At 37.3% G+C, this 24,248-nt stretch carries 21 protein-coding genes; 3 read left to right on the forward strand and 18 right to left on the reverse strand.

Going from position 1 to position 24,248, the window contains the following annotated elements; genetic code table 11:
* The 3 genes from leuC to leuB all read left to right on the forward strand — a co-directional run.
* Positions 1 to 1,344: 3-isopropylmalate dehydratase large subunit (gene leuC / locus VNJ50_RS06060; RefSeq protein ID WP_325580014.1), on the forward strand; the 1,344-nt coding region annotated here is incomplete at its 5' end.
* A gap of 141 nt (positions 1,345 to 1,485) precedes the next feature.
* Positions 1,486 to 2,076 carry a 3-isopropylmalate dehydratase small subunit gene (gene leuD / locus VNJ50_RS06065; protein ID WP_325580016.1) on the forward strand — a complete coding sequence of 197 codons (591 nt, stop codon included), beginning with the start codon at positions 1,486 to 1,488 and terminating at the stop codon, positions 2,074 to 2,076.
* 217 nt (positions 2,077 to 2,293) lie between these two features.
* Complete coding sequence (gene leuB, locus VNJ50_RS06070) at positions 2,294 to 3,412, forward strand: 3-isopropylmalate dehydrogenase (protein WP_325580018.1); 1,119 nt, start codon at positions 2,294 to 2,296, stop codon at positions 3,410 to 3,412.
* A gap of 47 nt (positions 3,413 to 3,459) precedes the next feature.
* Here leuB and argH read toward each other — a convergent pair whose 3' ends face one another.
* The 18 genes from argH to VNJ50_RS06155 form a co-directional block, all read right to left on the reverse strand.
* Complete coding sequence (argH, locus tag VNJ50_RS06075; protein WP_325580020.1) at positions 3,460 to 4,749, reverse strand: argininosuccinate lyase; 1,290 nt, start codon at positions 4,747 to 4,749, stop codon at positions 3,460 to 3,462.
* Between the two features lie 142 nt (positions 4,750 to 4,891).
* Positions 4,892 to 5,950, reverse strand: a complete 1,059-nt coding sequence (locus VNJ50_RS06080; protein WP_325580022.1) for a M20 family metallo-hydrolase — start codon at positions 5,948 to 5,950, stop codon at positions 4,892 to 4,894.
* On the reverse strand, positions 5,947 to 6,723 hold the full coding sequence (gene argB / locus VNJ50_RS06085) for an acetylglutamate kinase (protein ID WP_325580024.1): 777 nt from the start codon (positions 6,721 to 6,723) through the stop codon (positions 5,947 to 5,949). The genes VNJ50_RS06080 and argB overlap by 4 nt, the downstream gene beginning before the upstream one ends.
* A 62-nt stretch (positions 6,724 to 6,785) precedes the next feature.
* Positions 6,786 to 7,721, reverse strand: coding sequence for an N-acetylornithine carbamoyltransferase (locus tag VNJ50_RS06090; protein WP_325580026.1), 936 nt, complete (start codon positions 7,719 to 7,721; stop codon positions 6,786 to 6,788).
* Positions 7,722 to 7,818: 97 nt separating this feature from the next.
* Positions 7,819 to 8,961 (reverse strand): aspartate aminotransferase family protein, encoded by a 1,143-nt coding sequence (locus tag VNJ50_RS06095; protein WP_325580027.1) that lies wholly within the window; start codon positions 8,959 to 8,961, stop codon positions 7,819 to 7,821.
* Complete coding sequence (gene proC, locus VNJ50_RS06100; protein ID WP_325580028.1) at positions 8,958 to 9,758, reverse strand: pyrroline-5-carboxylate reductase; 801 nt, start codon at positions 9,756 to 9,758, stop codon at positions 8,958 to 8,960. The genes VNJ50_RS06095 and proC overlap by 4 nt, the downstream gene beginning before the upstream one ends.
* 70 nt (positions 9,759 to 9,828) lie before the next feature.
* A complete protein-coding gene (gene argC / locus VNJ50_RS06105; protein WP_325580029.1) occupies positions 9,829 to 10,806 on the reverse strand; it encodes an N-acetyl-gamma-glutamyl-phosphate reductase in 978 nt (325 codons plus the stop codon).
* A complete protein-coding gene (locus VNJ50_RS06110) occupies positions 10,803 to 11,993 on the reverse strand; it encodes an argininosuccinate synthase (protein WP_325580031.1) in 1,191 nt (396 codons plus the stop codon). The genes argC and VNJ50_RS06110 overlap by 4 nt, the downstream gene beginning before the upstream one ends.
* Positions 11,990 to 12,607, reverse strand: a complete 618-nt coding sequence (locus tag VNJ50_RS06115) for a GNAT family N-acetyltransferase (RefSeq protein ID WP_325580032.1) — start codon at positions 12,605 to 12,607, stop codon at positions 11,990 to 11,992. The genes VNJ50_RS06110 and VNJ50_RS06115 overlap by 4 nt, the downstream gene beginning before the upstream one ends.
* 364 nt (positions 12,608 to 12,971) lie before the next feature.
* Positions 12,972 to 14,552 carry an NADP-dependent glyceraldehyde-3-phosphate dehydrogenase gene (locus VNJ50_RS06120; protein ID WP_325580033.1) on the reverse strand — a complete coding sequence of 527 codons (1,581 nt, stop codon included), beginning with the start codon at positions 14,550 to 14,552 and terminating at the stop codon, positions 12,972 to 12,974.
* An 8-nt stretch (positions 14,553 to 14,560) separates the two neighbouring features.
* Positions 14,561 to 15,826 (reverse strand): threonine ammonia-lyase IlvA, encoded by a 1,266-nt coding sequence (gene ilvA / locus VNJ50_RS06125; protein ID WP_325580035.1) that lies wholly within the window; start codon positions 15,824 to 15,826, stop codon positions 14,561 to 14,563.
* Positions 15,827 to 15,904: 78 nt separating this feature from the next.
* Positions 15,905 to 17,407: a ketol-acid reductoisomerase gene (gene ilvC, locus VNJ50_RS06130; protein WP_325580037.1), complete on the reverse strand. Its 1,503-nt coding sequence runs from the start codon at positions 17,405 to 17,407 to the stop codon at positions 15,905 to 15,907.
* 14 nt (positions 17,408 to 17,421) lie between these two features.
* Positions 17,422 to 17,949: an acetolactate synthase small subunit gene (ilvN, locus tag VNJ50_RS06135; RefSeq protein WP_325580038.1), complete on the reverse strand. Its 528-nt coding sequence runs from the start codon at positions 17,947 to 17,949 to the stop codon at positions 17,422 to 17,424.
* A 171-nt stretch (positions 17,950 to 18,120) separates the two neighbouring features.
* Positions 18,121 to 19,857 (reverse strand): biosynthetic-type acetolactate synthase large subunit, encoded by a 1,737-nt coding sequence (gene ilvB / locus VNJ50_RS06140; protein WP_325580040.1) that lies wholly within the window; start codon positions 19,855 to 19,857, stop codon positions 18,121 to 18,123.
* A gap of 130 nt (positions 19,858 to 19,987) precedes the next feature.
* On the reverse strand, positions 19,988 to 21,673 hold the full coding sequence (ilvD, locus tag VNJ50_RS06145; protein WP_325580042.1) for a dihydroxy-acid dehydratase: 1,686 nt from the start codon (positions 21,671 to 21,673) through the stop codon (positions 19,988 to 19,990).
* Positions 21,670 to 22,569, reverse strand: a complete 900-nt coding sequence (locus VNJ50_RS06150; RefSeq protein WP_325580044.1) for a branched-chain amino acid transaminase — start codon at positions 22,567 to 22,569, stop codon at positions 21,670 to 21,672. The genes ilvD and VNJ50_RS06150 overlap by 4 nt, the downstream gene beginning before the upstream one ends.
* A 600-nt stretch (positions 22,570 to 23,169) precedes the next feature.
* Positions 23,170 to 23,532 (reverse strand): SdpI family protein, encoded by a 363-nt coding sequence (locus tag VNJ50_RS15655; RefSeq protein ID WP_414652869.1) that lies wholly within the window; start codon positions 23,530 to 23,532, stop codon positions 23,170 to 23,172.
* A 121-nt stretch (positions 23,533 to 23,653) separates the two neighbouring features.
* Positions 23,654 to 24,248 (reverse strand): phosphoenolpyruvate carboxylase (locus VNJ50_RS06155; protein ID WP_325580046.1); only part of this gene is annotated, 595 nt, incomplete at its 5' end.

Here is a 24,248-nt window from a genome sequence, read left to right on the forward strand (position 1 = left end):
GTGGTGGATACCATTGCCAATGGTCCGCAAATTTTATATATCGACAAACACCTTATTCATGAAGTGACGAGTCCACAAGCATTTAAAGAACTTGAAGAACGTCATATTCCAGTGTTTAGGCCTGATCAGATTGTGGCTACGGCCGATCATAATACACCAACTATCAATCAGCATTTGCCAATTAAAGATGCGCTGTCCAGAAAACAATTGGAGCAACTTTCTGAAAATTGTGAGAAAAATAACATCACGCTGTACGAATTGGGCCATAAGTACAATGGCATTGTACACGTTATGGCACCAGAATTGGGCATTACCCAACCTGGTATGACCATTGTGTGTGGCGATAGCCATACTTCAACGCATGGTGCTTTTGGAACCATCGCCTTCGGAATTGGAACCAGTCAAGTGGCACAAGTTTTTGCAAGTCAGTGTTTATTGCTTACCAAGCCAAAAAGTTTGCGCGTAACGGTTAACGGTAAATTAAAACATGGAGTTCTTCCAAAAGATGTTATTCTTTACATTATTTCAAAAATCGGGACCAATGCTGGCACAGGCTATTTTTGTGAATATGCTGGTGATGTTTTTGAAAACATGTCTATGGAAGGTCGTATGACCGTCTGTAATATGAGTATTGAAATGGGCGCAAGAGGTGGTATGATTGCACCAGATGAAACAACTTTTGAATATGTTAAAAGTCGGAAATTTGCACCAAAAGGTGAGGCGTTTGATAAAAAAGTCGCCTATTGGAAAACACTTCCAACCGATGATGATGCTGTTTTTGATAAAGAATACCATTTTGATGCCGAAGATATTGAACCGATGCTTACCTATGGCACCAACCCGGGAATGGGCATAAAAATTTCAGAATTTATTCCAGAAACCAGTGATGCGTCTTTTGAAAAGGCCTTGGATTATATGAACTTTAAGAAAGGCGAAACCTTGATTGGTAAACCGATAAATTTTGTTTTTATAGGGAGTTGTACCAATTCAAGAATTGAAGATTTTAGGATTGCTGCCGATTATATCAAAGGCAAACGAAAAGCAGATAATGTCACGGCGTGGTTAGTACCTGGAAGTAAACAAGTGGAAACTCAGATTATTGAAGAAGGTTTAAAAACCATTTTTGATGATGCCGGATTTGAATTGCGCCAGCCAGGATGTTCCGCATGTTTGGCCATGAACGATGATAAAATTCCGCAAGGTGAATATTGCGTTTCTACATCCAACAGAAATTTTGAAGGCCGACAAGGCCAAGGTGCACGAACTATTTTGGCAAGCCCATTAATGGCTGCTGCAACCGCTGTTGAAGGAAAGATTATTGATATTACCAAGCAGTTGAATTAGAGAAACCAACCTGCAAGGTTTCTAAAACCTTGTAGGTTTTTAAAAAAAGCCACAGAAAATCATTCTTGATCCCGATTGCTATCGGGACGTGGCAAAAAAATAGAAAGTAATTAAATAGATACCCGCCTTCGCGGGCATAAAATGGAAAAATTTAAAACCTTAACAGCAACAGCCATTCCGTTAGAAAACGAAAACGTTGATACGGATCAAATTATTCCTGCACGCTTTTTAAAAGTTACCAACAGAGATGGTTTTGGTCAAAACTTGTTTAGAGATTGGCGATTTAAAAAAGATAATTCAGTTAATGCAGATTTCGTATTGAATCAATCGCAATTTGAAGGTCCTATTTTGGTCGCTGGAGATAATTTTGGATGTGGCAGTAGTAGGGAACATGCCGCTTGGGCATTAACAGATTATGGATTTAAAGTGATCGTGTCGAGCTTTTTTGCAGATATTTTTAAAGGCAATGCACTTAATAACGGATTACTTCCGGTTCAGGTTTCTCCTGAATTTTTGAAGGAATTGATGACTATTATCAAAACAGATCCAAACACAAAAATCACGGTAAATTTGGAAGCACAAACTATCAAAATTGATGGATCAAACCATTCAGAAAGCTTTGAGATTGATGCCTACAAAAAAACATGTATGATCAATGGGTATGATGATATTGACTATTTATTGAGTAAAAAAGAAAGTATTGAAGCGTTTGAGAAAAATATTGCGTACTAATCCGTTTGTTTGCGCAAGGTTTTAAACTCCTACAAGGTTTCAGAAATTCCTGCAAGGTTTCAAAAACCTTGTAGGTATAAATAACCTTTAGGTCTTAAACAGTGCAAGTCTAAAATCAATAGTATCAAAGCAATAAAAATTGACTAAAAAGATAAAATAACATTAAAACAATAGAAGGGATTCTTGAATTTTTGAAATAGCCTTCGCTGGAATTTATATGAAACTAAAAATAGCTGTATTGCCAGGAGATGGCATAGGACCAGAAGTAACCACGCAAGCGGTGAAAGTACTCAAAGCCATTGCACAAGAATTTGACCACTCATTTGAATTTAAATATGCACCGGTAGGGGCCATTGCCATTGATGAAACGGGAGATCCCTTACCAAAGCAAACCCTAGATTTATGTAAAAACACCGATGCCATTTTATTCGGTGCCATTGGTGATCCAAAATATGATAACGATCCGACAGCACAAGTTCGTCCTGAGCAAGGTTTGCTAAAACTACGCAAGGAATTGGGTTTGTTTGCCAACATCAGACCTGTAAAAGCCTATGACACACTTCTGGATAAATCCCCATTAAAAAAGCAAATTATAAGGGGTACGGACATTTGTATTTATAGAGAATTAACAGGCGGTATTTATTTCGGTGAAAAAACGCTTAGCGAAGATGGCAATACAGCTTCCGATCTGTGCGTGTATTCACGTGATGAAATTCAGCGCATTGCTCATTTGGCATTCAAGGCCGCGCAATCCAGAAAACGTAAAGTTACTTTGGTAGATAAGGCGAATGTTTTGGAATCTTCACGCTTATGGCGAAAAGTAGTTAAAGAAATTTCAGAAGATTATAAAGATGTTCAATTAGATTATTTATTTGTCGACAATGCCGCGATGCAAATCATCTTAAACCCAAAACAATTTGATGTGATCCTTACAGAAAATATGTTTGGGGATATTATTAGCGATGAGGCAAGCGTTATAGGTGGTTCTATCGGCTTATTGGCTTCGGCATCTGTTGGCGATTACTTTGCCATGTTTGAGCCTATTCACGGCTCTTATCCACAGGCAAAAGATTTGGGAATTGCCAATCCGATTGCATCTATTTTATCTGCTGCCATGCTATTGGATCATTTTGAACTTTATGAAGAAGCCGAATTGGTTAGAGAAGGGGTGGAGCGTTCTTTAAAATTGAATATTACAACACCAGATTTGAATAGCAAATTTAATCATATCTCAACCACTAAAGTGGGCGATTTTATTGAAGATTTCATCAACAATCCAAAAGATACGAATATGAATTTTACAAATATTCACTTGGGACAATCTACTATTATTTAACATGGTTAGTCAGATTTTTAGATAGTAGCTCTTCTGAAAAGCATCCGTTACGGATGCTTTTCTCTTCTAGGAAACTTTAGTTTAATTGCCTCCAAATACAAATTCCCCATACTCCCAATATGGGTATGTTCTTTGGATGTATCTGGTGTATAAGTGCCTTCTTGTACTTGTTTGCCTATAATTTGATAAGCCTCACGGAAACTCATGCCACTTTCAACTAAAGTATTGATATTATCAACAGTAAAGAGATATTGGTATTTGGCATCTTTTAAATTAATGTCTTTAACTTCTATTTGCTGAATGGCGTAGTTAAAAATATCCAAAATATCCTTTACATCATTGATAGCTAAAATCATGTGTTCTTTTAACAGCTGATAATCCCGATGGTAGCCACTTGGAAGATTGTTGGTAATCAAAATCATTTCGGTTTGTAACGCTTGGATCTTATTACATTTTCCACGAATAAGTTCAAATACATCAGGATTCTTCTTATGTGGCATGATGCTACTGCCTGTGGTCAATTCGTCAGGAAAACTTACAAAACCAAAATTTTGGCTTATATATAAGCAGATATCCATCGCAAAACGCGCCATCGTATTGCACAAACTTCCTAAGGTTAGCGCAATGGTACGTTCACTTTTACCTCGTGCCATTTGCGCAGCAACCACATTGTATTTTAAGGTTGAAAAGTGCAATGCATTTGTAGTAAATTCACGATCAATTCCAAAAGAGCTGCCATAACCAGCTGCAGATCCCAACGGATTCTGATCGACCGTTTTTAAAGCGGCGTTAAGCAAATACACATCGTCAATAAGCAATTCGGCGTAAGCAGAAAACCACAGTCCAAAAGACGATGGCATGGCCACTTGTAAATGTGTGTATCCCGGAAGTAAGGATTTTTTGTGAGCTTCGGCCAAATCCAACAAGGTATTGAAAAACACTTCTGTTTTATCGTAAATGATGTTGATATTTTCTTTGTAAAAAAGTTGTAAAGCCACTAAAACCTGATCGTTTCTGGAACGCGCCGTATGGATTTTTTTACCGACTTCGCCGAGAGTTTTGGTGAGTTCAAATTCGATTTTGGAATGAACATCTTCAAATTGAGCGTCGATAGTAAAAGTGCCATCTTCAATTTGCTGTGCCAAAATTTTTAAACCACCTTCTAACTGTGCTAGTTCTTCTTCTGATAAAATACCAATAGATTGCAACATTTGAGCATGTGCCAAAGATGCTTGAACATCGTATTGAGCAATATGTACATCAATTTCTCGGTCATTTCCAACCGTGAATTGTTCTATTTTTTTATCGATACTAATACCTTTATCCCAGAGTTTCATACAAATTCCTGCGAAGGCAGTCCTGAAAGCTTTCGGGATTCCTGCGCTTCTTTTTTTAAATTATTTTATTTTTTTTATTCATAAGACCTACAAGGTTTTTAAAACCTTGCAGGTCGGGTAAAACCTTGCAGGTCGCCTAAAACTATATTTTTTTCAATAGCTGAATATACAATGCAATACCTTCTTCAATTTCGCTGATATAAATAAACTCATCTGCCGAATGCGATCGGGTGCTATCTCCTGGACCCAGTTTTAATGACGGGCAACTTAAAACTGCTTGATCAGAAAGGGTAGGTGAGCCATAAGTTTCGCGACCTAAAGCAATTCCCGCTTTTACCAAAGCATGATCTTTAGGAATTGACGATGAGTTCAATCGTAAACTCCGTGGAATGATGCTGCTACAAGGTGCTTCTTTTTGAAGGATTTCTACAATTTCGGCATTGGTATAACAATCATTCACGCGTACATCGATTACCAAATCTACTTCTGCCGGAACTGCATTGTGCTGTTTGCCAGCATGTATTTGGGAAACGGTCAATTTAACTTCGCCTAAAACATCAGATGTTTTTTCAAATTTATAATTTTTAAACCATTGTAATACGTTGATGCAATTATAAATAGCATTATCCTCATTAGGATGCGCCGCATGGCTTGGCGTTCCTTTTACCTTCGCATCAAAAACGACAAGGCCCTTTTCGGCGATGGCGAGTTGCATCAAAGTTGGTTCGCCCACGATGGCGACATCTATTTTTGGGATAATTGGCAACATGCTGTTCAACCCATTTGGACCGCTGCTTTCTTCTTCTGCGGAAGCGACAATCACCAAATTATAATTTAGGTTTTGATGCTCATAAAAATAAGCAAAAGTTGCCATTAACGACACTAAGCATCCGCCGGCATCATTACTGCCCAAGCCAAATAACTTGCCATCTTCAACAATGGCCTTAAAAGGATCTTTCGTGTAAGCGGTATTTGGTTTTACGGTATCATGATGCGAATTGAGCAATAACGTAGGTTTGGACGCATCAAAATATTTATTTAATGCCCAAACATTGTTGGCTGTTCTTTTGTAATCGATATTATAGCTTTGAAACCATTGTTCAATAAGTAATGCCGTTTGGTCTTCTTCTGATGAAAACGAAGGTGTTTCAATCAGTTTTTTTAATAATGCAATGGCATCAGTGGTCAGTTTCTGGATCATTTGGTAATGGTTGTAAAATTAGCCGTGGTGTCAAATAACATTTCTGGTTTTCCGATGCATACTTTATGCACATTTTTTTCAATGGCATGAATACAATTGTTCAGTTTTGGAAGCATGCCGTCAACAATGATTTTAGTATCAATCAAATTTTGATAGGATGTTGTCGTAATCTGTTTAATAACCGAATTTTCATCATTTCTATCTTTGAGAACGCCGTTTTTTTCAAAACAATAATACAATTCCGTTTGATAGTGATCGGCAAAACCAATCGCTAATTCTGATGCAATCGTATCGGCATTGGTATTTAAAAGTTGTCCGTTTTGATCGTGCGTTAAAGCGCAAAATACGGGTGTAACGTTGTGCTCCAATAAAACTTGAAGCGTTTTTGTGTTCACTTTTTTGACATCGCCTACAAATCCGAAATCAATAGGTTTTATAGGACGTTTTTTGGAGATAATCGTATTTCCATCGGCGCCCGAGAACCCGATGGCATTGCATTTTTTGGATTGTAATTGTGCGACAATAGTTTTGTTTATTTTTCCGGCATAAACCATCGTAATAAGATCTAATGTAGCTTGATCGGTAATGCGTCTGCCATCAATCATTTTGACTTCTAAGCCTAATTGATTGGCAAGCTGTGTTGCTAATTTGCCTCCGCCATGAATCAATATTTTAGGTGATTCTATTGCCGCAAACGCTTCCAAAAACGAAGATAATGCCACATCATTATCGATGATATTACCTCCTATTTTTACAATTTTTAGTGTTTTCATAGTATGCCCGTGAAAACGGGTATGTTTTTCAGACCTAACAGCTTTTAAAAACCTGTTAGGTCTTATAAATTCTCTAATATACGTTTCAGGACCACTTGCGCCGCAAAAGTCCGATTATTAGCCTGGTTGATAACGATGGAATTAGCACTATCCAAAACCGCATCTTCTACAATTACATTTCGCCGTACCGGCAAACAGTGCATAAACTTGGCATTTCCCAATTTTTGTTGGGTCATCATCCAACTCGGATCCTGGTTGAGGATTTTGCCGTAATCTTTATAATTGCTCCAGTTTTTGACATATACAAAATCGGCATCTTTTAAAGCTTCTTCCTGATTGTGGTTGATAGGTGTATTTTTAGTGATTTTTTCATCAAGTTCATAACCTTCCGGATGCGTGATGGTCAAATCCACTTCCATTTTTTGCATCATTTCCACGAACGAATTGGCAACTGCCTGAGGCAACGCTTTTGGATGTGGCGCCCAAGACAAAACAACTTTAGGTTTGCGTTTTTCAGTAAGTTCGGTAATGGTAATTGCATCTGCCAACGCTTGTAAAGGATGGGCAGTTGCACTTTCCATATTTACAATGGGCACGGTGGCGTATTTTATAAAACTCTTTAAAATATATTCCGAAGCATCTTTTGCTTTGTCCGTGAGTGTAGGAAACGCACGAACTGCAATAATATCGGCATATTGAGAAATGACCTGTGCGGCTTCTTTAATATGTTCTGAACTTCCGGCATTCATAATACTGCCGTCTTCAAATTCAATATTCCAAGCATCGTTGATGTTCAGAATACTAACGTGCATTCCTAAATTTCGCGCTGCTTTTTCGGTGCTCAATCGGGTTCTTAAACTTGAGTTGAAAAACAGCATAACTAAGGTTTTGTGTTTTCCTAATTCCGAAAATTCAAAAGGTTGCATTTTGAGTAAAATAGCTTCCTTGATCATTTCAGAAAGGTTGGAAATGTCTTTTATTTCGGTGTATTTTTTCATGTTCACTTCCCGCGAGGCGGAATCTTTTTAATTCGTCGTTTTATTAGACCTACAAGGTTTTGAAAACCTTGTAGGTAGTTTTGAAGACCTTACTGGATTACATACCATTCATCAACAGTAATTCTTGCTTTAATGCGTCAAAAAACAAATCGATATGATGTTTCTTAATGGTTAATGAAGGAAGAATACGTATCAAATTTGGATTTTTGGCACTTCCTGTAAATATTTTATGGGTATAAATCAGTTTTTTGCGCAAGTCTGCAACCGGAAAATCAAATTCCAATCCCAACATCAATCCGCGGCCTTTAATACTTTTTAAGTGTGGTAAATTCTGTGATTTCTCAATGAAATACGCCGACATGTCATCGGCATTTTTCATTAAGTTTTCAGATTCCAAAACTTTCAAAACAGCTAATGATGCTGCACAAGCCAAATGATTACCACCAAAAGTAGTACCCAACAAGCCAAAAGACGCTTTGATATCGGGATGGATCAGAATGCCGCCAACTGGGAAACCATTGCCCATACCTTTTGCTATGGAAATAATATCTGGTGTCCAACCATATTTTTGAAAAGCAAAAAAGTCGCCAGTTCTTCCGTAACCAGATTGTACTTCATCAGCAATCAACATGACATTATAGGTTTTGCACAATTTTTCAAGACCTTGGTAAAATTCAGTAGTACTTTCATCCAGTCCACCAACACCTTGAATGCATTCGATAATAACAGCGCAGGTTTCACCTTTTTTAAGGATATATTCAACGCCTTGTAAATTGCCTAAATTCACAAAATCGACTTCATGTTGTGCGTTTAATGGCGCTACAATTTTTAGATCATCAGTAGTTGCAACGGCTGCTGAGGTACGTCCGTGAAATGAGTTTTTAAATGCCAAAACCTTCTTTTTTCCTGTATGGAATGAAGCGAGTTTCAAGGCGTTTTCGTTGGCTTCGGCACCCGAATTACATAAAAACAATTGGTAATCCTTACAACCTGAAATACGCTCGAGTTCGCGTGCCAAAGCTACTTGTAGCGGATTTTGAATGGCATTGCTATAAAAACCTAAGTTTTCAATTTGATTTGAAACGGCCGACACATATTCTGGATGTGAATGTCCGATGGATATTACGGCATGGCCACCATATAAATCGAGATATTCTACACCTTTATCGTCATAAACCGAAAGATCTTTGGCGCGTACAGGCGTGATATCAAAAAGTGGATAGACGTTAAATAAACTCATAATTGTTCTGTTTTAATTGTACTTATTTTGTTGTAGGAAGCGACCATACCATGGATCAACGAAGAACTTAATCCTTTGTGTTCCATTTCATTTAAACCTTCAATGGTGCATCCTTTTGGCGTGGTAACCAAATCAATTTCCTCTTCGGGATGCTGACCATTTGCAATCAATAAACTGGCTGCGCCTTCACTCGTGTACATGGCCAATTGTTGTGCTTCTTTGGCATCAAAACCTAATTGGATAGCGGCTTGTGTTGACGCCCTGATAAGACGCATCCAAAAGGCAACACCGCTGGCGCACACTACGGTTGCGGCCTGCATTTGTGATTCTGGAATAATCAACGAATGGCCTAAACGGTTAAAAATGGCTTCAGCTACTTTAATGCGTTTTTCACCTTTAACATTACTACAAATACAAGTCATGGATTTTCCAACGGCAATGGCCGTATTTGGCATGGCTCTGATAATGAATTGATCGGTGCCAATAACAGCTTCAATTTTGGAAATATTAAATCCGGTGACGGTCGAAATAATCACGTGATTTATGGCCAATAAAGGAAGAATTTCCTTTAAAACTTTTTCTAAATGTGAAGGCTGAACTGCAAAAATTAAAATATCAGAATTCTGGACCGCTAAAAGATTATCGGAAGTTAATGTGACATTTTTAAAGCCATCAAATTCTAAAATATCATCTGTATTTCTTTTTGTAAGATATAAAGTGGTGATCGCATTGGTGGTGATCAAACCTCTGGCTATCGATTTACCTAAGTTTCCTGTGCCGATGATTGCTATTTTCATTTTTATGCCCGCGAAGGCGGGTATCTTATTAATGCCTGTTTAGGCGGTTATTTTTTCAATTCAACTTTTACTAAAAGTAATTAGCCTTAAGCATTAAACCTTCGGTTTCTTCAAATCCGAACATCAAATTCATATTTTGAACAGCCTGACCAGAAGCACCTTTTAATAAATTATCAACAATACTCGTAATCAGCAATTTGTTGTTATGTTTTTCCAAATGAAGGATGCATTTATTGGTGTTTACTACTTGTTTGAGATGGATGTTATCATCGGAAACAATCGTAAACGGCGCTTCTTTATAATAGGTTTTGTATAGGTTTTTCGCCTCTTCCAAACTTCCGTCAAAATCGGTATAAGTGGTAACAAAAATGCCTCTAGAGAAATTACCTCGGTTTGGAATTAGAAACACATCGCTTGTCGCATCTTTTTGTAAACCTTTGATGCTTTCATTGATTTCGCCTAAATGCTGATGATTAAAGGCTTTATAATGTGAAAAATTATTATCTCGCCATGAAAAATGCGTGGTTTCTGATAAAGACGTTCCAGCACCTGTAGAACCGGTCACAGCGTTGATATGAACATCACTTTTTAAAAGTTGCTGCGCTGCCAAAGGCAAAAGTGCCAATTGAATACCCGTTGCAAAACATCCTGGATTGGCGATGTAATTTGCTTTTTTAACCGCTTCTTTTTGAAGTTCGGGTAAACCATAAACAAAATGCATTCCTTGAAAATCACGATCTTTTTCCAATCTGAAATCATTGCTTAAATCGATGATCTTCGTTTTTGAAGAAAATTTATGCGTTTCTAAAAATGCTTTTGAGTTGCCATGGCCCAAGCATAAAAACACAACATCTACATCTGCATTAATCGTACTTGAAAATTCCAAATCCGTGCTGCCGATCAAATCTTGATGTACTTTATAAATTTTATTTCCGGCGTTTGAAGTGCTATAAATAAAATTGAGGTTTGCTTTGGGATGGTTCAACAACAGTCTGATCAATTCGCCAGCCGTATATCCTGCACCTCCAATAATGCCAACGTTAATCATGATTCTGAATTGACTTGATGGTAAATCTTATTTTGATTACCGATAATTTTTATAAATCCTTTGGCTTCATCAGCGGTCCAACCTTTGTTCATTTCGCCATAACTGCCAAATTTGGCATTCATCAAATCGTGTTCAGAAGCAATCCCATCTAAGGTAAAATGATAAGGTTTTAAGCTCACAATCACATCACCCGAAACGGTTTGTTGACTGCTCTCTAAAAAGGCTTCTATATTGCGCATTACAGGATCTAAATATTGGCCTTCATGCAAATGCATGCCGTAAAAACTAGATAAGTATTCCTTATGCTGTAATTGCCATTTGGTCAACGTGTGCTTTTCCAATAAATGATGCGCTTTAATGGTAATAAGCGCAGCGGCAGCTTCAAAACCAACACGTCCTTTAATACCAACTATGGTATCGCCCACGTGAATATCACGACCAATGGCATAAGAAGAAGCCAATGTATTTAAGATTTCGATATTTTTTTCTGGTGTATTAGAAGTGCCATTTAAAGCCACTAATTGTCCTTTGTTAAAAGTAAGCGTGACTTTTTCTTCGCCTTGCTTTTGCAATTGCGACGGATATGCTTGTTCTGGCAATGGTTTTTCGGAAGTTAAGGTTTCTTCACCGCCCACACTTGTTCCCCAAAGGCCTTTGTTGACTGAGTATTTGGCTTTGTCCCATGACATGTCCACGCCATTGCTTTTCAGATAATCAATTTCTTCCTGTCGGGATAATTTCAGATCTCTAATTGGTGTGATGATTTCAATATGAGGTGCCAGGGTTTGAAAAATCATATCAAAACGTACTTGGTCGTTACCGGCGCCTGTACTGCCATGGGCAATATAGCCAGCATTGATGCTCTTGGCATATTCAACAATTTCAATGGCTTGAATGATGCGTTCTGCACTTACTGACAATGGATAAGTGTTGTTTTTTAACACATTTCCATAAATCAAATATTTGATGACTTTGTCATAATACGACGCTACGGCGTCCAAATTTTTATAGGTAGAAACGCCCATTTTATAGGCATTGGTTTCGATTTTTTTGATTTCATCTAAAGTAAATCCGCCAGTATTCACACTTACGGCATGTACTTCATAACCAAGATCTTTACTTAAATGTACAGCGCAATAGGAAGTGTCCAATCCGCCGCTATAGGCTAAAACTAATTTTTTGCTCATGGTTTATCTTTTTTTAAAAACAAGGTTTGTTTGATTTGTTTTAATCTTTGAAACACTTTTGCTTTTACTACTTTGGGTTCATCACTATTTTTTGCTTTTGGATCGTACAACATACCTGTGCATAAGCACATTTTTTGTTCCATACGTTGAAGGATGTCATAGTTTTTGCAAGATTGACAACCATTCCAAAAACTTTGGTCGTTGGTCAATTCAGAAAATGTAACGGGTTTATAACCCAGTTCGCTGTTCATTTTCATAACGGCCAATCCTGTGGTGATACTGAATATTTTGGAATCGGGGAATTTTTCCCGGGAATGTTGAAAAATTCGTGCTTTGATTTTTTTGGCTAGGCCTTGTTCTCTAAAATCAGGATGTACAATCAATCCTGAATTGGCAACAAATTTGCCATGACCCCATGCTTCGATATAGCAAAATCCAGCAAAGGTGTCGCCATCTAAAGCAATAACGGCATTTCCCATTTCCATTTTGGAAATCACGTATTCAGGCGTACGTCTGGCAATACCTGTGCCTCTTACTTTTGCTGATTCTGCAATGGTGTCGCAAATGATCTGAGCGTAAATAGCATGAGATTTATTAGCAATAACAATGTCCATTGTTTTTGATGTTTAAATTAAAAATAGATTAAGATTATGTTTTTGAGAAAAGAACCGGACTCACCTAGGTTCCAAATATAGACCGCACCCTTAAGGGCGACGGAATAATATATGACATGTCCTTATGCGATTGCTATTTAAAGCAATCGGATTTGAAAAGTAAATATTGTGTAGTGAATGGATCAAGGTAAAAAATAAATATACGTTAGTGACTTCTTTAAGGTTAGAATGCACAGCGTCTGCGCAATACCATTGCGGGACTTGATGGACGTATTTTATTTTTCATTAGAATCATGGTTCAAAAGTAACATTTTATTTAATATCTCAAATTATTTTTAACTTTTTTTAAAGAATATAACTTTTTTTAAAGAATATAATCTGTACTTACAAAATTGGACGCTTTGCTATCTAATAAATTTTTTAAAATAGCATTGTTATAAGCATTGTCTTTTGAAGCTATAAACGTCCTGATAGAGAAGGAACGCAGTGCATCATGAACACTTAATGTGGCTACGGCAGAATCTTTTCTACCAGTGAATGGATATACATCCGGTCCACGCTGACAAGAACTGTTGAGGTTGACACGACATACCAGATTCACCAAAGTATCGATTAATGGTGCCAAGGTTTTGATATCACTACCAAATAAACTCACTTGCTGGCCGTAATTTGATTCCGCCATATCATCTAAGGGTTCATCAATATTTTTGAAAGAAAGAACAGGGATTACAGGTCCAAATTGTTCTTCCTGAAACACACGCATATCCTTATTGACAGGATATAATACCGCTGGAAAAATATAGTTTTCAGAAGTTTCTCCGCCTTTTTTATTCAGGATTTTTGCACCTTTTTCAAGCGCATCATCAATTAATTCTTGAATATATTGCGGTTTATCAGGTTCTGGTAACGGCGTTAATTTGGCACCATCTTCCCAAGGATTTCCAAATTTTAAAGCATCTACACGCGCTGAAAAGCGTTTATTGAATTCGTCTACAATAGCCTCGTGCACATAGATTATTTTTAAAGCCGTACAACGTTGTCCGTTGAATGATGTAGCGCCGGCAATACATTCATCGATGGCTAAATCTAAATCGGCATCGGCAAGTACGATGGCGGGATTTTTGGCTTCCAATCCTAAAACAAGACGCAGTCTATTACTTTTTGGATGTTGGTTTTGTAAGGCATTGGCCGATTTGCTATTGCCAATAAGTGCCAAGACATCCACTTTTCCAGACTCCATAATTGGTGTTGCAACTGTTCTACCACGACCGTATAAAATATTAACGGCACCTTTAGGAAAGCTGTTTTGAAAAGCTTCCAATAATGGTGAAATCAATAAAACACCATATTTTGCAGGTTTAAAGATCACCGTATTTCCCATTATCAATGCGGGAATTAGGAGTGCAAACGTTTCATTTAAAGGATAATTATAAGGTCCTAAGCACAAAACGACGCCAAGTGGACCTCTTCGGATATGGGCGTAAACACCATCATGTTTTTCAAATTTGGCATTATCTCGATCTAATTGTTTGTATTCTTCAATCGTATCATAAACATAATCGACGGTTCTGTCAAATTCTTTTTCTGAATCGGGCAGAGTCTTACCAATTTCCCACATCAATAATTTCACAATTTCCTCACGCTTGGTTTTCATTTGCGTCACAAATTTTTCCATGCATTCAATGCGATCTTTCACTTTCATGGTCGGCCATAAGCCTTGACCTTTATCATAAGCGTTTACCGCAGCATCCAAGGCTTCTAAAGCTTCCTTTTCGCCTAATGTTGGGATAGTACCTAATAAGGTAGGTTGATAGGTGTTGGTTGAAGAAATTGTAGAATAAACTTCTGAACTTTCTCCAGACCAAGATTTTAATTCGCCATTGACTAAATAGCTGTTTTGATGTATTTGTGATTTAATTTGAAATTGTTCTGGAATACTATTCATGATGTGTTTTATACTAAAAATTGAAATAAATCTGGTTTGTCGTTCAGGTAATCGCCGTAAAAATTGCGGAGTTTCATTCGTGTGATTAAGGGTTCTAAATCATCGGCCGATTTTAATTCCAGTCCAACCACAGCAGCCCCATTTTCACGATTTGTTTTTTTGGTGTATTCAAAGTGTGTGATATCATCAGTTGGCCCTAAAATATCAACTACAAATTCTCGAAGTGCACCAGCACGCTGTGGGAATTTGATTATAAAATAATGTTTGAGATTGGCGTATAATAGTGCGCGCTCTTTAATTTCGGCGGTTCTGGTAATATCGTTATTACTGCCACTAATGATGCAAACCACGTTTTTACCTTTTATTTCATCGGCATATTGGTCTAAAGCTCCAATACTTAAAGCGCCCGCAGGCTCTACAACAATTGCATCTTTATTATATAAATCGAGGATGGTTTCACAGACCTTGCCTTCATCAACTGTAGTGATTTCGAGGTTGTTGTGTTGGCAAATTGCAAAATTTAGATCGCCAACACGTTTTACCGCTGCACCGTCTACAAAACATTCAATGTTTTTCAATTCAGTGTTACGGTTGTTTTTTAAAGACGTCATCATGGATGCTGCGCCTTTAGGTTCTACGCCAATAATTTTTGTGTTAGGAGATAATTGCTTAAATACTGAAGAGAGCCCAGCAGAAAGTCCACCACCACCAATCGGAACAAATACATAATGGATAGGATGTTGCGCTTGGTCAATAATTTCGAGACCTACGGTTGCTTGGCCTTCAATAACTTTTTCGTCGTTGAACGGATGAATAAACGTCTTATTTAAACGTGCACACTCTTGCATGGCCGCAGCATTGGCATCATCAAACGTATCGCCCACTAAAACCACCTCCGTATAATCTTCACCAAACATTTTTACTTGTTCAATTTTTTGTTGAGGTGTAGGCGAAGGCATGAAAATGGTGCCTTTTATCTTTAATAATTTACAAGATAATGCAACGCCCTGGGCATGGTTTCCAGCACTGGCGCACACAATGCCATTTTCAATTTGCGTTGGACTTAAAGACGATATTTTATTATATGCACCACGTATTTTGTAAGAACGCACCTGTTGTAAATCCTCACGTTTAAAAACGATATTGGCAGCAAATTGCTTTGAATAACGTTGGTTTTCAATGAGTGGTGTTACTACGGCAACATCTTGTAGTTTTCTTGCAGCTGCTTCTACAGCCGTTAAACTTGGGTAGTATATTTTGGTTTCAACGTTCATCACATTTTTTTATAGGCAGGATTTTGACATCCTGCCTTTTTAGATTATTGATAACTATAAAATCTTGGTTTTTTGGAATTATGCCAATACCGAATTTTCGGAATTGACATCGGTTTTGATCACTTTCATGGCCGTCATTGCAGCTCTTAAGCGTTTGCCCACGGCTTCAATAGGATGGTTTCTGATGGCCTCATTAACCGCAATCAATTCTTGATTATCCACCGCATTGGAAGTTGAAAATGACCTTCCAATCGTTTTTGGATCTACATTTTTCATGAAATCTACTAATAATGGTTTACACGCATGGTCAAATAAATAACAGCCATATTCTGCAGTATCAGAAATAATACGGTTCATTTCGAATAGTTTTTTTCTAGCTACTGTGTTGGCAATCAATGGTAATTCGTGTAAAGATTCGTAGTAAGCTGAATCTTCGATAATACCGGCACTTACCATGGTATCAAAAGCCAATTCTACTCCTGATTTTACAAAAGCGACCAACAAAACACTATGGTCAAAATAGGTTTGTTCAGAAATGTGATCGGTGGTCAATTCTGTTTTTTCAAAGGCTGTTTCACCAGTTGCAGCACGCCATTTTAAAAGATTGACATCGTCATTGGCCCAATCTTCCATCATAGTTTTAGAGAAATGTCCAGAGATGATATCGTCCATGTGTTTTTCAAACAATGGTTTCATGATAGTTTTTAATTCTTCAGCCAATTCAAAAGCCTTGATTTTTGCCGGATTTGACAAACGATCCATCATATTGGTAATACCACCATGTTTTAAAGCTTCCGTTATGGTTTCCCAACCCAATTGAATCAATTTGGCCGCATAATTAGGATTCACACCTTCTTCAACCATTTTGTCGAAAGCTAGGATAGATCCAGTTTGAAGTACACCACAAAGAATGGTTTGTTCGCCCATTAAATCACTTTTTACTTCAGCAATAAATGACGATTCCAAAACACCTGCTTTATGGCCTCCAGTGGCAACAGCATATGCTTTTGCTTGTTCCAAACCTTTTTGCTCCGGATCATTTTCAGGATGAACGGCAATCAATGTTGGTACACCAAAACCGCGTTTATATTCTTCTCGAACTTCGGTTCCTGGGCATTTTGGTGCCACCATAATAACCGTAATATCCTTGCGTATTTTGGTACCTTCTTCTACAATATTAAAACCGTGCGAATAGCTTAACGTCGCCCCTTTTTTCATTAAAGGCTGGACAGCTTCTACAACTTTAGTGTGTTGTTTGTCTGGCGTTAAATTCAGGACCAGATCGGCCGTAGGAAGTAATTCTTCAAAAGTGCCCACCGTAAATCCGTTGGATGTTGCACTGGTATAAGAAGCACGTTTTTCTTTAATTGCTGCGTCACGTAAGGCATAAGAAATATCCAAACCAGAGTCGCGCATGTTCAATCCTTGGTTTAATCCTTGGGCACCACAGCCTATAATTACTATTTTTTTTCCTTTTAATGCGTTCACCCCATCTTCAAATTCTGAGGCTTCCATAAAACGACATTTTCCTAATTGCTCTAATTGGATTCTTAACGGTAAAGTGTTGAAATAATTTGACATTTTTATTTTTGTTTTTAGTGTTGAAATGCTTCGAGCATTTTTGATATTTTCATTTCGTCCTTGGTTACTGCAATACGTCCCGAACGGGTAAATTGCATGATTCCAAAAACACTTAATTCACGGTGCAATAATTCTAATTCCTCTTTTCGACCTGATTTTTCAATAACGAAAAACTCTCGGTTTACGGTCACAATTCGCGCATGGCTATCTTTAATGATATTTTGAATTTGACGTTCATCAAAAAGTAAATTAGACTTGAGTTTAAACATGCACGATTCTTGATAAATCGTTTCTTCTTCGGTATGATAATAGGCTTTGATAACATCGAGTTGTTTTTCTATCTGACCGATAATTTTCTTCATTCGCTCTTCGGTAAGCTGCAAAACGATCGTCCATTTGGATACATTTTCAATCTCTGATACCGAAATATTAATACTTTCAAGATTGAGATGTCGCCGTTGAAAAATGGCCGAAATCCGGTTCAATAAACCAATATTGTTTTCGGTATAAATGGATACGGTATATAATTTAGTTTCGTTCATTATTTTAAGATGTTTTTTTATCAGAGGTTAGAATATAGAGGATAGACTATAGATAATAGACTATAGAGAAAAGACTTTATTTGCTTGTTTCAATTTTCTCTTTTCTATATTCTTTGTTCTTTTCTCTTTATTCTCTTTTCTTCACAATAATATTGATTTCATACTTCCAACTTACTCTAAGCGTACATCAGAAACACTGGCGCCACTTGGGATCATTGGAAACACATTGTCTTCTTTTTCTACCCTAACTTCTAAAAAGTATGGTCCTTCGCAATTCATCATTTCGGCAACGGCATTTTTTAAATCTTCGCGTTTGGTCACTTTTTGCGCCTCTATATAATAAGCTTTGGCAATGGCTACAAAATCCGGATTGATCATTTCTGTGGAAGCATAGCGTTTGTCAAAAAACAACTGTTGCCACTGACGCACCATTCCTAAAAATTCATTGTTCAAAACCACAATCTTGACGGGTAGTTTTTGTTGAAAAATAGTTCCCAATTCCTGAATGGTCATTTGGTAACCGCCATCGCCAATAATAGCCACAACATCGCGCTCTGGTGCCCCCATTTTTGCACCGATAGCTGCAGGAAGTGCAAATCCCATAGTGCCCAATCCACCCGAAGTGATATTACTTTTGGTAGTGGTAAATTCGGCATAACGGCATGCAATCATTTGATGTTGGCCAACATCAGTTACGATGGCGGCATTGCCTTTGGTCTGGCTATTTATTTCTTTAAGCACTTCGCCCATGGTCAGACCTTCCTTGGTTGGATATAAATCGTCCTTAATGACTTTTTCAAATTCGATGGCATACAAATCTTTAAATTTTTGATGCCATTCAGGATGTGAATTTGCTTTTAATAAAGGCAATAATTGTGATAAACTTTCTTTGGCGTCACCTAAAACGGAGATATCAGTTTTTACGTTTTTATCAACTTCCGCAGGATCAATTTCAAAGTGGATAATTTGAGCTTGTTTAGCATAAGTATCCAAGTTTCCTGTAACTCGATCGTCAAAACGCATGCCTATAGCAATCAATACGTCACAGTCATTGGTCAGTATATTAGGTGCATAATTACCGTGCATTCCTACCATTCCTACATTTAAGGGATGAGATGTAGGAATTGCCGAAGCACCAAGAATCGTCCACGCTGCAGGAATTCCAGTTTTTTCGATAACGGCTTTCAATTCGTTTTCTGCTTCGCCAAGAATAACGCCTTGACCCCAAATAATCATTGGTTTTTTAGCAGAATTGATCAAAAGTGCTGCGGCTTTGACATCATCAATATCAGTTTCTGGAACAGGTTTGTAACTTCTAACGCCTTTGCATTTTTCATAAGAAAAATCAAATTCTTCAAATTGTGCGTCTTTAGTGATATCAATCAAAACTGGTCCCGGACGTCCGCTTTTGGCAATATAAAATGCTTTGGCAAGAACTTCTGGTATTTGCGATGCTTTGGTAACTTGATGGTTCCATTTGGTAACTGGTGTTGAAATACCAATAATATCTGTTTCCTGAAACGCATCACTTCCCAATAAATGCGATGCCACCTGGCCTGTGATGCAGACCATTGGTGTGGAATCTATTTGGGCATCTGCAATACCTGTAATGAGATTGGTTGCACCGGGCCCAGAAGTTGCCATGGCGACACCAACTTTACCTGAAATGCGCGCGTAACCTTGGGCAGCATGTGTCGCACCTTGCTCATGACGTGTTAAAACATGGTGAATTTGATCTTTATATTTAAAGAGTTCATCATAAACAGGCATAATGGCGCCTCCTGGATAACCGTATAGAATATCAACACCCTCAGCAATAAGACATCTGATGATGGCCTCACTACCCGAAATACGCTGAGTTGTAGTGGTTGTTTTTTGTTCTTTAGTTAAAGTTTCTGTTTCTTTCATATTGAAAAATATTATTATATTCCTTTGGAAAAAGAATCTCAAATAGTCTTTTACTTTTAATATTTCCCCTATGTACTATGCACAAAATTTTGCACATTTACGGGAGATTCCTGCTTTCGCAGGAATTTATTTAGAACTCATCGGTCACACATCCTTTGGATGCTGACGATACTGTTTTTGCATATTTATATAGCACGCCTCGTTTAAATTTTAATGGTGGTGCAATCCATTTGGCTCTTCTTTCGGCTAATTCTTCATCTGAAATTTCGATGTTAATGGTATTGTTGACCGCATCTATTGAGATGATATCTCCATTTTTAACAAGGGCGATATTGCCACCTTCTTGAGCTTCTGGTGAAACGTGACCCACCACAAAACCATGCGATCCGCCAGAAAAACGGCCATCGGTGATGAGTGCCACATCTTTTCCTAAACCGGCACCCATAATGGAAGAGGTAGGTTTTAACATTTCTGGCATTCCAGGAGCGCCTTTAGGACCTTCATAACGGATGATGACCACATCACCTTTTTTAACTTTTCCTGTTTTGATGCCTTCGTTTACGGCAATTTCACTATCAAATACATTGGCCGTTCCTTTAAAGGATAAACCTTCTTTTCCTGTGATTTTTGCAACCGCTCCTTCAGTGGCCAAGTTCCCAAAAAGGATTCGAATGTGTCCTGTTTCTTTTATAGGATTTTCAAGTGGACTGATGATGGTTTGGCCTTCAACTAAATTTGAAACGTCTTTTAAGTTTTCAGCCAAAGTATTCCCAGTTACGGTTAAACAATCGCCATGAAGCATGCCTTTGTCCAATAGGTATTTCATCACGCCTGGAATACCACCAACGTTGTGTAAATCTTCCATCGAAAATTCGCCACTTGGTTTAAGATTGGCCAATAAAGGGGTGCTATCACTTATGTTCTTGAAATCTTCTAAAGTGAATTCTACCTGAGCTGCTTTCGCAATCGCTAAAAAGTGAAGTACCGCGTTGGTCGATCCGCCAAGAACCGTTACCAATCTGAAGGCATTTTCAATGGATTTTCTGGTAACGATATCAGATGGTTTAATGTCTCTTTCTAACAATAAACGCAAAGCTTCACCAGCTTTTACCGCTTCTTTTTCTTTTAAATTATCTGAACTAAGCGCAGGATTTGAAGAGTTAAAAGGGAGTGACATTCCTAAAGCTTCAATGGCCGATGCCATCGTGTTTGCTGTGTACATACCGCCACAAGCACCAGCGCCAGGACAAGCTTTATGTACTACGGCCTGAAATTCTTCTTCATCAATTGTACCAGCAACTTTTTGTCCATAGGCTTCAAATGCCGAAATGATATCCAGCTTTTTACCGTTATGGCATCCTGACGCAATAGTTCCGCCATAGACTAATACCGAAGGTCGGTTTAAACGCAGCATTGCCATCAAGGCACCTGGCATATTTTTATCACAACCTACAACAGTAAGCAAACCATCATATGCCATAGCTTCGACAACAGTTTCCATAGAGTCTGCAATGATATCTCTTGAAGGCAATGAAAAACGCATGCCCGGAGTTCCGTTTGAAATGCCATCGCTTACGCCAATCGTGTTAAAAATCAACCCGACCAATCCGGCGTTTTCCGTTCCTTTTTTAGCATGAACCGCTAAATCATTCAAGTGCATATTACAAGGATTGCCTTCATAACCGGTGCTTGCAATGCCTATAAAAGGTTTTTTTAAATCCTCATCGGTCAAACCAATAGCGTGCAACATGGCTTGCGCTGCCGGTAGTGTGGGATCTTGAGTAACGGTTTTACTAAATTTATTTAATTCACTCATAGTACTTTTGATAATTTATTTTTACGTTGTCCTAAAACTTCTTTTTGGTACAACTTCATTAATTTATATCCTAAGGAATCGGTCCATTGTAATGGAAATTCATAATCGTCCAATGATTTGAGACCAACCACTTCGGCTGCCGTTCCTGTGAAAAATGCGCTGTCGGCCTGTTTAAGCTCATCTAATTTGAAATGTTTCTCTTCAACAGGAATGTCTTCTTCTTGGCAAATTTCCAATATGGTAGAACGTGTAATTCCAGCCATGATACTGCCTTTTTTGGGTGTGAATAATTGACCGTCTTTCTCCATAAAAATGTTTGCACCCGAACATTCAGCAACATTGCCATACATATCGAGTAATAAAGCTTCATCAAAACCTGCGTCTTTAGCTTCATTAGTAGATAAAATGGAGTTGATATAATGCCCGGTAACTTTAGCTTCAACAAAACAGGATTTTGGATTTGGACGTTCAAACGAAGAGGTTTTTACGCGTAATAAGTTATCGCCCATTAGTTTTGGCCAAGCCCAGCACTGAATGGTCAAGATCGATTCCTTTGAAGTGTATAATCCCATGGAGTCGCCCGTCGTAATTAAAGGACGGATATAAGCGTCTTCCAATTGGTTTCTTCTTAAAAGCTCGTAGGTAATTGCTACAAGCTCTTCAACGGTATAATTAAAAGGAATGCCCATAACTTTTGCGCCATATTTAAGACGTTCATAATGTGCTTCGGCTTTAAAGATCTTGGTGCCTTCTGTGGTTTTATAAGTTCTGATGCCTTCAAATACGCCGTTGCCATAGTGTAAGGTTTGGCTATATAAACTGGATTTTGCCGTTTCAGGTTTTAAAAATTCGCCGTTATGGTAAATTATAGTTTGGCTATTGTAATAGGTATTCATAATAATTTATAAGTTTTAAAATTAGTATAACGATCTGTAATGCGTTTTTCAATATGTTGTTTAGGACTAAACTCAGTGTTTGTGTTTAATAATTAGAGTGCTGTTATTTAGGTGTTTAAATTGATTTATTTATGATGTCCAATAGGTGAAACTTTATCATAAAAAAAGCCTGCATCGCAGTTGATACAGGCTTTTTTAGGAAATAGCATACTGTATCAACTAACAGGAGTTAATAATGATGATGCTAATAATGACGATTGCTTGATTCATATCTAATAAAAAAGCCTTCCGATATTAAGGAAGGCTTTACATTATATTTTTAAATTTAGTGTACCATTCCTCATCGTTGTGATAAAATCACAATGCTAATAATTGAAATGATATTTAAATTTTGGTTTTTCATGTGTTTGTCAAAAGTGGAAAAATATTTTTTCAAAACCTAATTTTATTGAAAAAGAATGTATGAATATTTTTTTCTGATTTAAACCTTATAGTCTTGAAAGATCATGATCGTAGATATATAAAGATTGATCTTTAAGTGATTATGGTTTTGAAATACAAATTTTCTAAACCTTTTGTGTTTATAAAATCACTTCAATTTCAATTAAGATTAGAATTCCCATGTTTGTCGAATATAAGCGATAAGAACATTTCAGTTATTGGTATTATCATAATACTAAGGATAGCTAAAATTATTGATCCTAAAGTAAATGCTTCAATTGTTTCATTAATGAAAATTCCAATAGTAACAGCTAATATAAGATTTAAGATCGAAAGGATTAGTTGCAGTCTTTGAGCAAATTTATTAGCATAGCGAAAAGTTTTTTCGTTTTTTAATGATTTTGGAGTTTTATATCCAAAAATATAATTTGAACTGGTGAAATTTATTTTATATAAATATATTGAAAAAACAAGATGCAAAATTGGCATTAACATTATAGCGGTCCAGTGACTCATTAGCATATTTGAATTGAATTTTTAAATAGCACTTTTTTTAATTTAAAAGTTATGGATGCAGATAGTTTTAACGAAAATCAATCCTAACAGGTTTCTAAAACCTGTTAGGATTACATACTTCAAACTATTACGCCGAATTTCGACTCGCATTAATATTTCCAAACAACGAGCGCATCACAATTTTTTCATACACTTTTATTTGTTCTTCGTCGCGCGGTGTTGTTTTTTCCAATTCCTGAATTTTCTTTAAGGCATATTGCTGAATGGTCAATAATGGTAAAACAATAGATTCACGGATATTGATAGACGCTTTTCCTGAAGGTTCTTCCTGCATCAAATCGTCGTAACCTGTCAATTTAAGGATCAAGCGTTTTGTGGTAATGTATTCTTCATATATGATATTCCAAAACGCACCATATTCAGGATCGTCAGACATGTATTTGGTCAGATCGAAAAACGATTTTGATAAGGACATCATACTATTTTCAATCAGTGTTTTGAAAAAACTTGAGGTTTTAAAAAGTTGTTGTACTTTTTCGAATTCATTGTTATCTTCATAATATTTTAATGCTGTTCCGACCCCAAAAAAACCTGGGACATTTTGTTTAAGTTGTGCCCAAGATCCGACAAAAGGAATGGCTCTCAGATCTTCAAATACCAAGCCATCCGTTTTTCCGCGTTTTGTTGGTCGGCTTCCAATATTGGTTTTGGCATAATATTTT

The sequence above is a fragment of the Gelidibacter sp. genome (assembly GCF_035577925.1).
Taxonomy (GTDB): domain Bacteria; phylum Bacteroidota; class Bacteroidia; order Flavobacteriales; family Flavobacteriaceae; genus Gelidibacter.

Coding starts and splice junctions, on each gene's coding strand:
- leuD (WP_325580016.1), top strand. CDS start 1,486: ATGGAAAAATTTAAAACCTTAACAGCAACAGCCATTCCGTTAGAAAAC.
- leuB (WP_325580018.1), top strand. CDS start 2,294: ATGAAACTAAAAATAGCTGTATTGCCAGGAGATGGCATAGGACCAGAA.
- argH (WP_325580020.1), bottom strand. CDS start 4,749: ATGAAACTCTGGGATAAAGGTATTAGTATCGATAAAAAAATAGAACAA.
- VNJ50_RS06080 (WP_325580022.1), bottom strand. CDS start 5,950: ATGATCCAGAAACTGACCACTGATGCCATTGCATTATTAAAAAAACTG.
- argB (WP_325580024.1), bottom strand. CDS start 6,723: ATGAAAACACTAAAAATTGTAAAAATAGGAGGTAATATCATCGATAAT.
- VNJ50_RS06090 (WP_325580026.1), bottom strand. CDS start 7,721: ATGAAAAAATACACCGAAATAAAAGACATTTCCAACCTTTCTGAAATG.
- VNJ50_RS06095 (WP_325580027.1), bottom strand. CDS start 8,961: ATGAGTTTATTTAACGTCTATCCACTTTTTGATATCACGCCTGTACGC.
- proC (WP_325580028.1), bottom strand. CDS start 9,758: ATGAAAATAGCAATCATCGGCACAGGAAACTTAGGTAAATCGATAGCC.
- argC (WP_325580029.1), bottom strand. CDS start 10,806: ATGATTAACGTTGGCATTATTGGAGGTGCAGGATATACGGCTGGCGAA.
- VNJ50_RS06110 (WP_325580031.1), bottom strand. CDS start 11,993: ATGAGCAAAAAATTAGTTTTAGCCTATAGCGGCGGATTGGACACTTCC.
- VNJ50_RS06115 (WP_325580032.1), bottom strand. CDS start 12,607: ATGGACATTGTTATTGCTAATAAATCTCATGCTATTTACGCTCAGATC.
- VNJ50_RS06120 (WP_325580033.1), bottom strand. CDS start 14,552: ATGAATAGTATTCCAGAACAATTTCAAATTAAATCACAAATACATCAA.
- ilvA (WP_325580035.1), bottom strand. CDS start 15,826: ATGAACGTTGAAACCAAAATATACTACCCAAGTTTAACGGCTGTAGAA.
- ilvC (WP_325580037.1), bottom strand. CDS start 17,407: ATGTCAAATTATTTCAACACTTTACCGTTAAGAATCCAATTAGAGCAA.
- ilvN (WP_325580038.1), bottom strand. CDS start 17,949: ATGAACGAAACTAAATTATATACCGTATCCATTTATACCGAAAACAAT.
- ilvB (WP_325580040.1), bottom strand. CDS start 19,857: ATGAAAGAAACAGAAACTTTAACTAAAGAACAAAAAACAACCACTACA.
- ilvD (WP_325580042.1), bottom strand. CDS start 21,673: ATGAGTGAATTAAATAAATTTAGTAAAACCGTTACTCAAGATCCCACA.
- VNJ50_RS06150 (WP_325580044.1), bottom strand. CDS start 22,569: ATGAATACCTATTACAATAGCCAAACTATAATTTACCATAACGGCGAA.
- VNJ50_RS15655 (WP_414652869.1), bottom strand. CDS start 23,532: ATGCTAATGAGTCACTGGACCGCTATAATGTTAATGCCAATTTTGCAT.